10 protein-coding genes and 1 pseudogene are annotated in these 14519 nt (G+C 51.2%); 7 read left to right on the top strand and 4 right to left on the bottom strand.

Annotated features, from left to right (window positions below; genetic code table 11):
• The first annotated feature begins 1 nt into the window (after window position 1).
• Entirely contained in the window at window positions 2-1042 is a 1041-nt protein-coding gene (locus LC431_RS23425; protein WP_015690547.1) for a hypothetical protein, read from the top strand.
• Window positions 1021-1776 (top strand): hypothetical protein, encoded by a 756-nt coding sequence (locus tag LC431_RS23420; protein ID WP_013577342.1) that lies wholly within the window; start codon window positions 1021-1023, stop codon window positions 1774-1776. Before LC431_RS23425 ends, LC431_RS23420 begins: the two co-directional genes overlap by 22 nt.
• A gap of 50 nt (window positions 1777-1826) precedes the next feature.
• On the opposite strand, the gene uvrA is transcribed toward LC431_RS23420, so the two are convergent.
• Window positions 1827-4682, bottom strand: a complete 2856-nt coding sequence (gene uvrA, locus LC431_RS23415; protein ID WP_013577341.1) for an excinuclease ABC subunit UvrA — start codon at window positions 4680-4682, stop codon at window positions 1827-1829.
• Window positions 4683-5008: 326 nt separating this feature from the next.
• Here uvrA and LC431_RS23410 point away from each other — a divergent pair, with 326 nt between their 5' ends.
• Window positions 5009-5551, top strand: a complete 543-nt coding sequence (locus LC431_RS23410) for a single-stranded DNA-binding protein (protein WP_013577340.1) — start codon at window positions 5009-5011, stop codon at window positions 5549-5551.
• Between the two features lie 87 nt (window positions 5552-5638).
• Here LC431_RS23410 and LC431_RS23405 read toward each other — a convergent pair whose 3' ends face one another.
• Together LC431_RS23405 and LC431_RS23400 are read right to left on the bottom strand one after the other, a co-directional pair.
• Window positions 5639-7057 carry an amidohydrolase family protein gene (locus LC431_RS23405; RefSeq protein ID WP_013577339.1) on the bottom strand — a complete coding sequence of 473 codons (1419 nt, stop codon included), beginning with the start codon at window positions 7055-7057 and terminating at the stop codon, window positions 5639-5641.
• Window positions 7058-7152: 95 nt separating this feature from the next.
• Window positions 7153-8007: a LysR family transcriptional regulator gene (locus LC431_RS23400; protein WP_037034979.1), complete on the bottom strand. Its 855-nt coding sequence runs from the start codon at window positions 8005-8007 to the stop codon at window positions 7153-7155.
• A 206-nt stretch (window positions 8008-8213) separates the two neighbouring features.
• On the opposite strand from LC431_RS23400, the gene LC431_RS23395 reads away from it, so the two are divergent.
• The 4 genes from LC431_RS23395 (at window position 8214) to LC431_RS23380 (ending at window position 14260) form a co-directional block, all read left to right on the top strand.
• Complete coding sequence (locus LC431_RS23395) at window positions 8214-8903, top strand: YopT-type cysteine protease domain-containing protein (RefSeq protein WP_131638582.1); 690 nt, start codon at window positions 8214-8216, stop codon at window positions 8901-8903.
• Window positions 8904-9158: 255 nt separating this feature from the next.
• Window positions 9159-11090, top strand: coding sequence for a metallophosphoesterase (locus tag LC431_RS23390; protein WP_223510380.1), 1932 nt, complete (start codon window positions 9159-9161; stop codon window positions 11088-11090).
• A gap of 300 nt (window positions 11091-11390) precedes the next feature.
• A complete protein-coding gene (hpxO, locus tag LC431_RS23385; protein ID WP_013577335.1) occupies window positions 11391-12548 on the top strand; it encodes an FAD-dependent urate hydroxylase HpxO in 1158 nt (385 codons plus the stop codon).
• A gap of 125 nt (window positions 12549-12673) precedes the next feature.
• Window positions 12674-14260 (top strand): hypothetical protein, encoded by a 1587-nt coding sequence (locus tag LC431_RS23380; protein ID WP_223510379.1) that lies wholly within the window; start codon window positions 12674-12676, stop codon window positions 14258-14260.
• A gap of 35 nt (window positions 14261-14295) precedes the next feature.
• Here LC431_RS23380 and LC431_RS23375 read toward each other — a convergent pair.
• Window positions 14296-14519, bottom strand: a pseudogene (locus LC431_RS23375) (IS4 family transposase); the annotation flags it as partial.

The raw sequence follows: 14519 nt of genomic DNA, 5'->3' as shown, positions 1-14519 counted from the left end.
AATGACACAGAAGATAACGCAACTGGTTAGCTACCTTGAAACGGTTTTAGGCTTTCGCACTACAGCCACCGAAGTAAAACTCTCAGTTTCATTCAGTCTTCAGGAGTTGTTTGGTTTCTTCGAACTGGAAGTTGGTGTGCCGGGTGACGCTCCTCTGATTCTGCTGGCGGCTTTACAGCGGGATGACACCTATCCGGGCATTGTCACGATAAGGAAACGTCTGTCACTCATTGAAAAGATGACAGATAAGGTGGTTGTCTACGTCTGCGAAAATATGAATCTGGCGGAACGCCGCAGCTTGATTGACCATCACATAAATTTTATTGCGATTAAAAAGCAGTTATTTATTCCTGAACTGGCCATGGATTTGCGCGATGCCTTCAGAATTCGTAAAAAAAGCGCCGGCAAAGACGTGCAAAACGATTTTTCTCCGGCCACTCAGGCTATGCTCATCCAGCTTTTATGGGATGAGTCATTCTCTAAATCCGGTATTACCTGTACGGCTGAGCAGTTGATGGGCTTATATAATTACAGTCGCGTGACGCTCTCAAAAGCCATTTCTGAGCTGACAAAATCCGGGCTTCTTGCTTCAACGCATGAGAAAGATTTTTCGACCCGATTTTATTCACTCAGATTTTCGCGCTCAGAGACTTTCGTAAAATCTCTTCTGCTGATGCGTAATCCGGTGAAGAAAATCGTCTGGATTAACAAGCTACCTCCTTTAGATGAGGGGGTCTGTTATGCCGGAGACAGCGCTTTAGCGGAATACACGATGCTGGCCCGTGGCGCTAAGCCTGTGTTTGCGATGACCCGGGAAGTATTCACTTCACTCCTGAAAAGGGGGGAATTTGATGAAGTGACTCATATCGACAGCGCTGTAGCTACAGTTGAAATCTGGAGCTACCGGAGTCCCAAAGCTTCAACACATATCGTTGATGAAATATCTCTGTATCTGACACAGAAAGATAATCAGGATGAACGGGTCCAACTGGCGCTCAGTGAACTTAAGGATCAATACCCATGGATGAAATTCGGGGACTAAAACTGTTTGGCGAGTATTTCAAAAAATATCAGGATCAATACGTCCTCATCGGTGGTGTCGCATCCTGGATCACTATGGATGAAGCCGGGGAAGAATTTCGGGCCACCAAAGATCTGGATATTGTCCTCATTATTGAGGCGCTGAGCCCTGATTTTGTCAGTCTGTTTTGGGAATTTATAAAGTCAGGCAACTACGAAATCCGCCAGACGGGTGAGGGAAAGCCCATTTTTTACCGGTTTCTGAAACCAGAAAACACGAGTTACCCCTTTCAGATTGAACTTTTCTCGCGTTCTCCACAAGGAATGGAACCTCCGGAAGATGCTCAGATTATCCCGATCCCCAAAGATGAAGGTGTTTCCAGCCTCTCAGCTATCCTCCTCGATGAACATTATTATTCCTTCCTCAGGGATGGCCTCCTGCGCACGGAATTATTCTCGTATATCGGAGCAGACAGGTTAATCCCTTTAAAAATGAATGCGTGGCTTGACCTGTCAACCCGCAAGGCGGCAGGAGAACCTGTGGATTCCCGTGTTGTGAATAAGCACAGAAATGATGTGATCCGGTTATCAGGTCAACTGACAGGAAAGGCTGCCACCATTCCCGAGAACATTCGGGCTGACATGGAGAGCTTTCTCACAAAACTGTCAGATGAGAATATTGATCTCAGGTCACTGAATCAGCGGGGGTCTGTAGAAGATGTCATTAAAAGGATCAGAGAAGGATTTGGTCTGTAATCAGGGCAAACAAAAAGGCCTTCCCGTTTGGGAAGGCCTTTTGCTATGGCTTAAGCGCTTTTCTTCGCCTGCTGGCTGTGGCGTTCCAGCAACGGTTTCAGGAAGCGCGCAGTATGCGATTCTTTGCATTCCGCAACGGTTTCCGGCGTACCGGCGACCAGAATCTGTCCGCCGCCCGCACCGCCTTCCGGCCCGAGATCAACAATCCAGTCCGCAGTTTTAATCACGTCCAGATTGTGTTCAATCACCACGATGGTGTTGCCCTGATCGCGTAGCTGATGCAGCACTTCCAGCAGTTGCTGAATATCGGCAAAGTGCAGGCCGGTGGTCGGTTCGTCGAGAATATACAACGTCTGACCGGTGCCGCGTTTGGACAGCTCACGCGCCAGTTTGACGCGCTGTGCTTCACCGCCGGACAGCGTGGTCGCTGACTGGCCGAGGCTGATGTAGGTCAGACCGACGTCGATCAGCGTCTGCAATTTACGCGCAAGGGCAGGGACGGCATCGAAGAAATCACGCGCTTCTTCAATGGTCATCTCCAGCACTTCGTGGATGCTCTTGCCTTTGTATTTAATTTCCAGCGTTTCGCGGTTATAGCGTTTGCCTTTGCACTGATCGCACGGCACATAAATATCCGGCAGGAAGTGCATTTCAACTTTGATCACGCCGTCGCCCTGACAGGCTTCGCAGCGGCCGCCTTTGACGTTGAAACTGAAACGCCCCGGCGTGTAGCCGCGTGAACGTGATTCCGGCACACCGGCAAACAGCTCGCGCACCGGCGTGAAAATACCGGTGTAGGTTGCCGGGTTAGAGCGCGGCGTACGGCCAATCGGGCTCTGGTCGATGTCGATGACTTTATCGAAATGGCCCAGACCTTCGATTTCACGGTACGGCGCAGCTTCAGCAATCGTTGCGCCATTCAGCTCGCGCTGTGCCAGCGGGAACAGCGTGTCGTTAATCAGCGTCGATTTACCGGAGCCGGACACGCCGGTGATACAGGTAAACAGGCCCACCGGCAGCGTCAGCGTGACATCTTTCAGGTTGTTGCCTTTAGCGCCGGAAAGTTTCAGCACTTTGGTGGCATCCGCCGGGACGCGCTGCGCCGGTACGGAGATTTCCCGTTTACCGCTCAGGAACTGGCCGGTCAGTGAATTCTCGGTCGCCATAATGTCTTCAGCGGTGCCTTCAGCCACCACTTCGCCACCGTGTACGCCTGCACCCGGACCAATATCAATAATATGGTCGGCAGCGCGGATCGCGTCTTCGTCGTGCTCGACCACAATCACTGTGTTACCGAGGTCGCGCAGGTGGATCAGGGTTTCCAGCAGACGCTCGTTGTCGCGCTGATGCAGGCCGATAGACGGCTCATCCAGCACGTACATCACGCCCACCAGACCGGCACCAATCTGGCTCGCCAGACGGATACGCTGGGCTTCGCCGCCGGACAGCGTTTCCGCAGAACGTGACAGCGAGAGGTAATTCAGGCCGACGTTCACCAGGAATTTCAGGCGATCGCCAATCTCTTTCAGCACTTTCTCAGCGATTTTGGCGCGCTGACCGCTGAGTTTCATATTGCGGAAGAAATCCATCGCATGGCCGATGCTGAAATCAGAGATTTCCGGCAGCGTGGTTTCTTCGACAAATACGTTACGGGCTTCTTCACGCAGGCGGGTGCCGCTGCAGGAAGTACACGGACGGTTGCTGATGTATTTCGACAGTTCTTCACGTACTGCGCTGGATTCCGTTTCTTTATAACGGCGCTCCATATTGTGCAGTACGCCTTCAAACGGATGGCGACGAATCGAGGTATCACCGCGATCGTTGATGTATTTGAATTCAATGGTGGTTTTGCCGGAACCGTGCAGGATGGCGTTTTGCACGTCACTGCTCAATTCGTTAAACGGCGCTTCCACGTCGAAATCATAATGCTCACCGAGAGAGCGCAGCATCTGGAAATAATAGAAGTTACGACGATCCCAGCCGCGGATAGCCCCACCCGCCAGCGAAAGCTCAGGGTTCTGCACCACACGATCAGGGTCGAAGAACTGCTGCACACCCAGCCCGTCACAGGTCGGACAGGCTCCCGCCGGGTTGTTGAACGAGAACATACGCGGTTCAAGCTCGCGCATGCTGTAGCCGCACACCGGACAGGCAAAGTTGGCCGAGAACAGCATTTCTTCGGCTTTCGGGTCATCCATATCGGCGACCACGGCGGTACCGCCGGAAAGCTCAAGCGCGGTTTCAAACGATTCCGCCAGGCGTTGCGCCAGATCGTCACGCACTTTAAAGCGGTCAACGACCACTTCAATGGTGTGTTTCTTCTGCAATTCTAATTTTGGCGGATCGGACAAATCACACACTTCACCATCAATACGCGCACGGATATAGCCCTGCGACGCCAGGTTTTCCAGCGTCTTGGTATGCTCACCCTTGCGGTCTTTAATGATGGTCGCCAGCAGCATCAGACGCTGGCCTTCCGGCTGTGCCAGCACGTTATCCACCATCTGGCTGACGGTCTGGGCTGACAGCGGAATATTATGATCCGGGCAGCGCGGCTCGCCCACGCGGGCAAACAGCAGGCGCAGGTAGTCGTGGATTTCGGTGATGGTCCCGACGGTAGAGCGCGGGTTGTGTGACGTTGATTTTTGCTCAATCGAAATCGCCGGAGACAGACCTTCAATATGGTCGACGTCTGGTTTTTCCATTAAGGATAAAAATTGGCGTGCGTAGGCCGACAGCGACTCGACGTAGCGGCGCTGGCCTTCGGCGTACAGCGTATCGAACGCCAGAGAGGACTTGCCTGAACCGGATAAGCCGGTGACAACAATCAGTTTGTCGCGCGGGATAATCAGGTTGATATTCTTGAGATTATGGGTGCGTGCGCCCCGAACTTCGATCTTATCCATTCATCATTCCCGGATTAACTTGATAGCTCACCGTGCCGGTGACCGCCGTGAAAACCAGTTTCGCGCCAGCCATCGAATCGGGCACAGAGAAGAACGTAACGCGCAATTATGACACAAATCACAGCCTGTGCCACCCCAAAACCTGAATGTATATCCAGTACTCAATGTAACAATGGAATGTTTGCTGAACAATCTGGAAAGAAAATCGCAGTGCATGACATCCGTGGTACGGAGGCAACGTTTTGTGGTTATAATGTCGCGAAGTGAGTTTCCTCACACCCCAAACTGTGGTTTCAACCACGACATACATCATCAGGAGAATCCACATGGCCAGCAGAGGCGTAAACAAAGTTATTCTCGTCGGTAATCTGGGGCAAGACCCGGAAGTCCGCTACATGCCTAACGGCGGCGCGGTTGCCAACATCACTCTGGCAACGTCTGAAAGCTGGCGTGACAAAGCCACCGGCGAGCAGAAAGAAAAAACCGAATGGCACCGTGTGGTGTTGTTCGGCAAATTAGCGGAAGTCGCAGGCGAATACCTGAAGAAAGGTTCTCAGGTTTATATCGAAGGCGCACTGCAAACCCGTAAATGGACCGATCAGGCTGGCGTTGAAAAATACACCACCGAAGTCGTTGTTAACGTCGGCGGCACCATGCAGATGCTCGGCGGCCGTGCAAGCGGCGGCGCACCAGCAGGTGGCGGTCAGCCATCCGCAGGCGGCCAGCAGGGCGGTTGGGGTCAGCCTCAGCAGCCACAAGGCGGCAACCAGTTCAGTGGCGGTCAGCAATCTCGTCCGGCTGCGCAAAACAACGCGCCAGCACAGAACAACGAACCCCCAATGGATTTCGACGACGATATCCCGTTCTGATTCATTGCCTTCGGGCATCAACGTTCAGAACAACAAAAAGCCCCGAAAGGGGCTTTTTGCTTTGCAGCGTTGACTACTTTCAATTCCTCACACTTTCCCCACCGCACCAAACACTAATCTGCCCTGATGGAATGTCGCTTTCACCTCTGACACCCGCGCCACCGCTTCGGCAGAGCAACTGGCGTCGACCAGGATCATTTCGGCGTTATCGTTCACCGCAGGCCACTGGCGTGTGCCGCTGTCGTCGAGCGGCAGAACGTTGCCGGTGGCGATAGCGAGGGAGCGCGTCAGGCCAAATTCGTCGGAGTTACCGTAGAGCTGGGCATAGAGGCTGGCTTTTTCCAGCATGCTGCCGGTGCCGAACGGCGACCAGTGATCAATGACGCTGTCTGTGCCGGTCATGACAAATACGCCGTTCTGGCTGAGCTGCGGCAGCGGCATATTCAGTTTGCCGAGCGGAATGGTGGAAGCGACGGTGAACTGCTGCTCTGAAAGCCCTGCAATGACGTCGTCGAGTTCCGCGCCCTGCATCATCGCCAGCGCAAAACCGTGGCTGAGCGTCACTTTGCCTTTCAGTTGCGGGTTTTTCTCCACGGTCTGAATCATGTATTTCACTGCCGCGATACCGGCCGGCGTGGTTTCATGCAGATGAATATCCACGCCTTTATTCGTATCCAGTGCAATCTGAAACATCGCGTCGAGGGATTTTTCCATCGCGTCATCCACGTTAGTCGGATCCAGTCCGCCGACGTATTGCGCGCCCATTTGCATCGCCTCACGCATCAGGCCATCGACTTTCGAATGCAGCAAGCCGTGTTGCGGGAACGCCACAATTTCACAACTGAAATCCTGCTGATGTTTTTCCAGTGCGATTTTCAGATGCTCAAGGCTTTTCAGGCCGCTGACCGGGTCGATATTGCAGTGGCTGCGCGCCACGGTGGTGCCTTTGGAATGCAGCAGCCCGATGATCGCTTCGGCATGTTCCACCGATGTTGGTAGCAGTTTGGGAATCAGCACCTGTTCGCGGGCAATCATGTCCATGATAGTTTTGCCTTTACGCGGGCGCGGCGCTTCCCATTTGCCACCGTAGAAGGTTTTGTCGAGGTGAATATGCATGTCGCGCGTGGCGGGCAGCAGAAGTAATCCTCTGGCATCAAAAGCAGGCAAGGTGCTGGCCGGGGCGTCTTTTGCCGGCTGGATCGCCACGATTTTGCCGTTGTTGATTTCAAGATTGTACAAACCGGTTCTGGTGGCAACAACGATATCGCCTTCGCGCTCAAAACCCTCCTCCAGCCGTACATTGCGCAACTGGTAATGCGGCGCAGAAATTGCGTTGATCTGGCTGGCATCGTCACATTTTTCGTCCATCGCGCCCGGTTTGAACGGGGAGGCTGATGCCATACCTGCGGTTAACAGCGCGCCGGTGGCAGTGATTTTGGCGCTATGCGAAAGAAAGTTTCTGCGGCTTTGTTGCTGAGGATTTTGCACGTCGAATTCCTTAATCATGATGCGGGAGGATGCTGCTTTTCCCTTCACCTTAAAAGATGACGCCGGTTCCGGCTGCGATTTTTCCCACTGCCTGCCAGTGGAAAATGCAATGGCTAACTAAGCTGACAAAAATCCTTTAATTTTCCGGCCAGTGCAATCTGCGCAGGCGTCGCGTCGTGGCGGTAAAACAGCGCCAGCTCGACGTTATCAATCGGCGGCAATCCGCTTTCTGCCCCAAGAATCCGGTGCTCCGGCTGGCGGCAACTGGCGGGCAATAAGGTGACACCCAATCCGGCCGCACTGGCAGCGACCAGCGCGGCGAGACTGGCGCTGCTGTAACTGATACGCCAGCTACGTCCGAGAGCATCCAGTGCCTGACACAGTTCTTCGCGGTATAACCCGTTGAGCGGAAACAACACCAGCGGGATGGGATCCCGTTCAAACGCCGGAAACGCCGCGCTGTCCAGCCACAGCATCGGCTCGGGGCGCGAGGCGTTGGCCTTTTCGCCGGTGAGTTGTTTCACCAGAATGATATCCAGCATCTCCTGTTGCCAGGCGCGGCGCAGTTCGTGACTCAGGCCGCTGGTGACATCGAGGCGAATATGCGGATGGGCGCGGCTGAATTGCGCCAGCAGGGACGTGGTAGCCGCGGCAAAATCTTCCGGCACGCCGAGACGCACTACGCCGTCCGGCCACTGGTCACTCAGCGCATCGTGCGCTTCACCGTTCAGGGCGATAATCCGCCGCGCATAACCCAGCAACCGTTCACCTTCTTCAGTCAGTTGCACCTGATGAGACGTGCGTTCCAGCAAAGGTTTTCCCAGCGCTTCTTCCAGGCGGCGGATTTGCTGGCTGACTGTCGATTGCGACAGGTACACGCGGTCGGCCGCACGGGTAAAACTGCCGGTTTCGCAGACGGCGACAAAACTAAGCAACTGCTGCGGGCTGAACATGGGATAGCGATTCATTTTTTAAATGTTTATGCTTTTGGTATTCGAAATATCAATACTTAGCAGAGTATCAACCTTCCCGCTCTCGCACCAGACCAGAGGCTGAGAACCCCTTAGAAGAAAAGGTTTCCTTTATGTTTTCTGAATTAATCATGTTCAACATTGAAAGTATTTTTTCTTTATCATTTGCAAAATTTTTCTTAATAATGGAATGAAGTGATTTTATGAGAATGGATTCAGTTAGACTGATACAAAATTATAATGGGATATATAATAAATTCCGACAGGGGGAATATATTAAGAAAAATAAATGGGATCATTGTGATGAGAAAAAACGTAAGGGCGCATGGACCGGAAATGTCTATGATCGCGCCGGCCGGGTGGTTGAATATGGTCTTGAAAACGGTGTGTGTCAGGGGCTGGTGGGCGCATACCTGATATCAGGTCAAAGCTGGAGTCGGTTCAGTGCCTATATTGCCAGTGAAAAAGGTAAGACGGTGGTGCGGGGGATCATGAATTTTCAGGAACACCTGAGTGCCAGCGGGAATATGAAAGAAATGAAAAGTGTTTTTCATGGCATTCTAAAATCTTATCAGGTTAATTTTATTCGGGAGGAAATAAAATTGACTGGAAACACCGCAATTACCATGGCGCAGTCAATATTAAAAAGTGTCAGTCAGGGCAATGGCTGTCATATATCGATTAAAAAATCTTCCAGCGGACACTCATTAGGTCTCAGGGCAGAATCCAATCAAATAAAAATCTTTGACCCCAATTATGGTGAGACGATTTTTCCCTTTAAGAATGGTATCAGCGATGAAATGGAAAAATTTCTGATACATATTTTTTCTGAATACTACAGCCAGTACTTTATGTTGACGGTTGAACATTATTCAGCTTCCGTTTTTTCCTGAATCTCCGGATTCACAGATAACAGTGAAAAACTACTTTTGAGGTTTTATTCTTAGCGTTGATATGTATTTAACTTCTGTATTCCGATTGTTTAATGGTCGTTGTAAAATAAGTCAACTTAATTATTTATTTTAAAACAAATGTTTGTTACAAATTATAATGTCGAGGTACGATAATTTACTAACAGTAAAATGATTAACCTCAAGGGTGAAAGTGTGTTCGTCTCAAAAAATAAAATTAAATATGGCAGGATAGCCATGGCTATCGCTGCTTGTTTGCCATTTTATACCTCAGCAGAAATAAATATTAGCAATGTGGCAACGCAAAGAGGTGGTTACCATGTACCGGATGTTGTACTCACTGTGCCTGATGGCATGAAGATGATCGACATGAGTTCTATGCAACGGGAAATATCACCGGGTCCTTCTCCTAATCCTCCCGCGCCTGTTCCGGTACCTGACCCTCATCAGGACGGGTTACCTATTCCTGATGATCAAAATGACTATGCCCGGATGAAACTCTCAACCGAAATATCTGGCTATAAGGTTTCAGAGAATTCAAGTCCATATGAAATAAAAGCAATCACTGTGCCAGGTGGACAAGCCGTGCGTTTATTAGAAGCTAAAACGGTCGATTCCAGTGATAACAATATCTCTCCAGTTGTTGCAAAAGGGGAGATGGTTTACACCGATGTAAATGGGGTGGAGCATTCCCGTCCTTACGAAGTTTCAACAGACAGTGCGGAAGAAACATTCGAAGCACTGAAAAATATGAAAGAACAGCTGAGACAGGAGGTCTTCCCGGACGCGGCGGTAACCTCTGCGGTCTATGGTTCCATTGCTGCGCCAAAAGCCTGGAGCGCTGATACGACGGTCGGTGAAATACATGGCCGTCAGGTTAACGGGACTACTGAATTCTTTGAAGCAAAGTTTAATGGTAATGCGAAAAGTAAAAACTGGTATTACCCGGAAAATAAAAAAGATAATGCCTGGTGGCGTGTTGTTCATCCAAAAGAATATTATGCCATTACGTCTGACTGGCATTTTGGGGCAGAGACTACATCTACGCCATATAACACGGTACCCAGCAAAGGTAACTTTAAGAAGATTGATGCAATTAACACACTGAAAGACAAATACGGTGATGCCTTCAGGGGGACGATTATTAACGGCGACATTACCCACTGGGGGCATGGTGGCGAGTGGTCTGATGCCAAGAAAGCTTTTGGCAAACTTAATGCACCTTACTGGTACGGGCTGGGTAATCATGATTATGACGGCAATGTGAATGACTGTGGTTTGTGGGAAAATCGCTGTGCAATTCGTAGTATCCGGAATTTAGTTGATCATATTAATAGTTTGAAAGATGTCGTTTCCGTTGATTACGACGTCATGAATGGTTATAAATTCCCGCATCTCAGTACCAACTATATTGGCAGTTTCGGTTACAGTTTTGATATTGCGGGTATTCGTTTCATTCAGCTTAATAATAATTTGCATTATACGAAGGAATTTTCAGGGTTTAATTCGGATGCTGCCCGCCGGTATGATGTTAAGGTCAGGGACGGTGAAGGCTGGTTCCGTGAGCAGTTACGCGATGCAGGCATAAAAGGTAAAGCAACAATAGCGTTGGAGCATGGAGGTGAAAGTTACAGTGAAAATGAGACTCCAACGCGGGATATACTGGGGGAGTATGGCGGCTCGATAAGATTTGGTGGCCATTCACATGGTATCTCTTCATCAAACAGCGGGGCGGCTTATTACGGCGATATGCTGATTCTTGAGCTTGATTACAATAAGCAGATGGGAAAAACATATATGGTAAGCAATGATAAAATTGATGAAATGTCACCGGGAGCGGAATTTACACTTAATTTCAACGTCCCGGAAATGGCACCTGTACCGAAAAGTTACATCCTGAGTCTGCGTAATAAAGGCGGTTACACAGGTTATTACAGACTCACTTATACCAACAGCAGTACTAAAGCCAATTTCAATAAAGAATATAAATTATCGCTGGGTAATACTCAGCAGGTTATTATTCCTGCTGAAGCGACGAACGTAAAAATTAAAGGCGTAACAGGAACAGGACGGGCTTTATATTCCCAGTCACTGACCAAACAGGAAAATACCTGCATAGAAACGTGGGGAACGCTACCTCGTAACCTGCACTGGGGTTGGTGCAAGTAACGCACTGCGGCATTTGTGGATCCAAATTATCACTCCCTCTGCTGGGGGAGTGATTTGCGAATATTTGTCTGATGTAAATCTTCCTCCGGCTTTCTCTCCGCCCCATCCTTTCGCACCAGATTGATTCACTTCGCGGCTATTACGCCACTCTTGCTCCAAAACGACGCCTCGTTTTAGCGCATTTCACCTGCGCTTCGGCAGTTACTGATTTCACTTAAGATTGACTACAAGGCTTTGGCGGCAAATCGTCTTTCTGGTACAGAAATTGCTTTTCCCTAAAGAGACTCAGGGGAGAAAAATATGAAAGCGATCGTGATTGGTGGCGGTATTGGCGGTGCGTGTGCGGCGATTGCGCTGAAGCGTTTTGGTATCGAAACGGCGGTATACGAGGCGGTGAAAGAGATCAAACCGGTGGGCGCGGCGATTTCCATCTGGCCTAACGGCGTAAAGTGCCTGAATTATCTCGGCATGAAAGAGGCGCTGCGCGAACTCGGCGGCAACATGCGTTTTATGGCCTACAAAGAATATCAGCAGGGCCAGACCATGACGCGTTTCAGTATGGATCCGCTGATCCAAAGCGTGGGGGAACAGCCGTATCCGGTGGCGCGTGCGGAACTTCAGTCGATGCTGCTGGAGACTTATGGACGCGATCAGGTGCAGTTTGGCAAGCGCGTGACGCACGTTGAAGAATCTGCCGACAGCGTCACCGCCTGGTTTGACGACGGCACTTCCGCGACCGGCGATCTGCTGATTGCCGCTGACGGCACCCATTCCATTATCCGCCAGCACGTTCTGGGTTATGCAACGGAGCGCCGCTATGCCGGTTATGTTAACTGGAACGGCCTGGTGGAAATCGATGAAAGCATCGCGCCTGCCGACCAGTGGACGACGTTTGTCGGCGAGGGTAAACGCGTGTCCCTGATGCCGGTGAGTGGCAACCGTTTCTACTTTTTCTTTGATGTGCCGCTGCCAAAAGGCTTGCCGCAGGATCGCACTACGGTACGCGAGGATTTACAGGGTTACTTTGCGGGCTGGGCGGAACCGGTACAGAAGCTGATCAGCCAGATCAATCCTGAAACCACCAACCGCGTTGAAATCCACGACATCGAACCCTTTATGCAACTGGTCAAAGGACGGATTGCGCTGCTCGGTGATTCCGGCCACAGCACCACGCCGGATATCGGGCAGGGCGGTTGCGCGGCGATGGAAGATGCAGTGGTGCTGGCAAATATGCTGCAAACCAATTCATTAGGCATTGAAGATGCATTGCTGCGTTATCAGGAAAAACGGGCATATCGCGTGAAGGATCTGGTGCTGAAGGCGCGTAAACGCTGCGATGTCACCCACGGCAAAGAAATGGCCGTGACCGAACAATGGTATGAGGATCTGAAAAGCGAAACCGGCGAACGCATTCTTTCCGGCATGTGCGAAACCATTCTGGGCGGTCCGCTGGAATAACGTCGGGGGCGTAAGAAACAACTTTTACATATCCTTAAAGCTTCCTGTGTTTTTGCCGAAAATAGCATCAGAAGGATCAAGGTATCCACTGGCGCTATGGCGCAAAAACATAGGGACTCATCGGGATGACAGTTATCTCTGCGACAGGTAATCAGGCGCTCAACACGCTGGTTACGTCAACAAAATCACTGACGGCAGTCACTACTGCAGCCAGCCAGCAGCAGGCTTCGACGGCGCAATCCACCACGGTAATGATCGGCCAGGCGGACACCGCTTCGCCGGTCTACAACATCACCAAACCGGCACTGGTCTGGGAACGTTCTTCCAGTGATCTGATGTCTTCAAAGCTTGCATCGAACTTCAGCCATTCCGGCAATGCGGCGCGTTTTACCGGACTCGGTGCGGCGCTGCTTGAGCGTTTCACTACCGACAGCAGCAGTTATTCGCAATCGGTGATGAAGCAGACTTCCGCTCAGTCGACCCGTTCAGCGGCCAATGTTGCCGCCCAAACCCAACTTCATACCAAAGCTGATAACCAGATAAACCTGAGCATTAAAACTGCCAGCGGCGCACTGGTGGATATCACGCTGGGCAGTGATGATGACGGACTCGGCGTGCAGGTGAATGTCAGCAAAGGCACGCTCAGCGATGCCGATCGCAAAGCGCTGGCCGGTCTTGCGGAAGGTTTTCAGAAAGCGATTGATGGCCTGACGGCGCAACCGCCGAAGCTCGATCTGAGTGGCCTGACGAAGTTTGATACCTCGGTGCTGTCGTCGGTGGACTTACACGCCACGCTGGGCACCACCAATACCCAGACGCTGGATTTTCATGCTGATGCGAATACCCGCTCAGTGAAATCGACCGGTGTTGCTGGCACGGTGGATATCAGCGTCGACATGAGTAAGCGCGCACTGCTGGGCACAGAAAGCCAGCAGAAGCAGGCGCTGAACAGTTATCTGAAACAAATCAGCAGCGCGGGTAATCGTGGCAATGGTGACGAATCGCTGATGAACATGTTCAAAGATGCCTTTACGGCGCTGAACAGCAATTATGGCGAAACCGCGACGACTTATAAAAGCGGGGGGGCTGAGCCGGTTTATTTCTCGCTGACCAAAACCGATAAAAACATGATGACCGGGCTGGCGGATTTCACGGCGTCAGTCTCGCAGACACCGGTCGATTCCACCAATCCGATGCGCCCGGATGAAACCGATACGTTCTCTTATCAGGTTTCTCAAACCAGCACGATCACCGGCACGGGTACGCAGGACCGCAATATCACGCAGAAGCAACAGTCACATCTGGCCGCCAGTTATCATGCATCGCTGACACCGGGGCTGAAACTGAATCTGACCAGCGACCGCAACTCGCAGAATTACCTTTACTATCAGATTGATGACAAGGCAGAAAGCACGACGTCCGTGCAATATCACAAAGGTGCGCTGATGAGTGCCTCAGTGGCTCAGTCCGCCAGCAACTCAACACATATTCAGAAATATGTGAAAGGCGCACTGGAATCCGACATCACCACGCCGGAAATCACGTCGAAAACCACTGACCTGCTGGGCACGCTGCAATCGGCCTGGGAAAATAACGCCCCGCGCATGTCGTTCCGGGATTATCTGAATCATCAGACCCTGCCGGATCTCAGCGGGATGGTACTGATGGAATCGGATGCTGCGCAGTTGAAAAACAGTCCTTCATTAGTGTAGATAAAACCAAAACAGCCCCTGACGGGTAATGCCGGTCACTTAAGGTGACCGGCATTGTTTTTTAAGGGATATTTCGACCTTTTTTCTCTCACTTCCCTGACATATTCACGCTCACGTCTCGAGGGCAGTTTGAGCATCGCTGCGTTGCTGTAAAAATGCTTCAGATGACCCGGGATGGCTCCCGCTGATGCCCACGGCAGCCCGATTAACAACCGTAATATCTCCGACACTGCACCGCTAAAACTCAGCTGATAAGGCA

Origin of the sequence: Rahnella sp. GSA61A, from assembly GCF_019969905.1 — a bacterium.
GTDB lineage: Bacteria > Pseudomonadota > Gammaproteobacteria > Enterobacterales > Enterobacteriaceae > Rahnella > Rahnella aceris.
The sequence above is the reverse complement of the archived record's forward strand: the minus strand, read 5'-3'. Positions and strand labels throughout refer to the sequence as shown.

What these genes read in the sequence shown, in the direction of transcription:
- LC431_RS23425 (WP_015690547.1), top strand. Translation starts at nt 2, where the DNA reads ATGACACAGAAGATAACGCAACTGGTTAGCTACCTTGAAACGGTTTTA.
- LC431_RS23400 (WP_037034979.1), bottom strand. Translation starts at nt 8,007, where the DNA reads ATGAATCGCTATCCCATGTTCAGCCCGCAGCAGTTGCTTAGTTTTGTC.
- LC431_RS23420 (WP_013577342.1), top strand. Translation starts at nt 1,021, where the DNA reads ATGGATGAAATTCGGGGACTAAAACTGTTTGGCGAGTATTTCAAAAAA.
- uvrA (WP_013577341.1), bottom strand. Translation starts at nt 4,682, where the DNA reads ATGGATAAGATCGAAGTTCGGGGCGCACGCACCCATAATCTCAAGAAT.
- LC431_RS23410 (WP_013577340.1), top strand. Translation starts at nt 5,009, where the DNA reads ATGGCCAGCAGAGGCGTAAACAAAGTTATTCTCGTCGGTAATCTGGGG.
- LC431_RS23390 (WP_223510380.1), top strand. Translation starts at nt 9,159, where the DNA reads ATGGCTATCGCTGCTTGTTTGCCATTTTATACCTCAGCAGAAATAAAT.
- LC431_RS23380 (WP_223510379.1), top strand. Translation starts at nt 12,674, where the DNA reads ATGACAGTTATCTCTGCGACAGGTAATCAGGCGCTCAACACGCTGGTT.
- hpxO (WP_013577335.1), top strand. Translation starts at nt 11,391, where the DNA reads ATGAAAGCGATCGTGATTGGTGGCGGTATTGGCGGTGCGTGTGCGGCG.
- LC431_RS23405 (WP_013577339.1), bottom strand. Translation starts at nt 7,057, where the DNA reads ATGATTAAGGAATTCGACGTGCAAAATCCTCAGCAACAAAGCCGCAGA.
- LC431_RS23395 (WP_131638582.1), top strand. Translation starts at nt 8,214, where the DNA reads ATGAGAATGGATTCAGTTAGACTGATACAAAATTATAATGGGATATAT.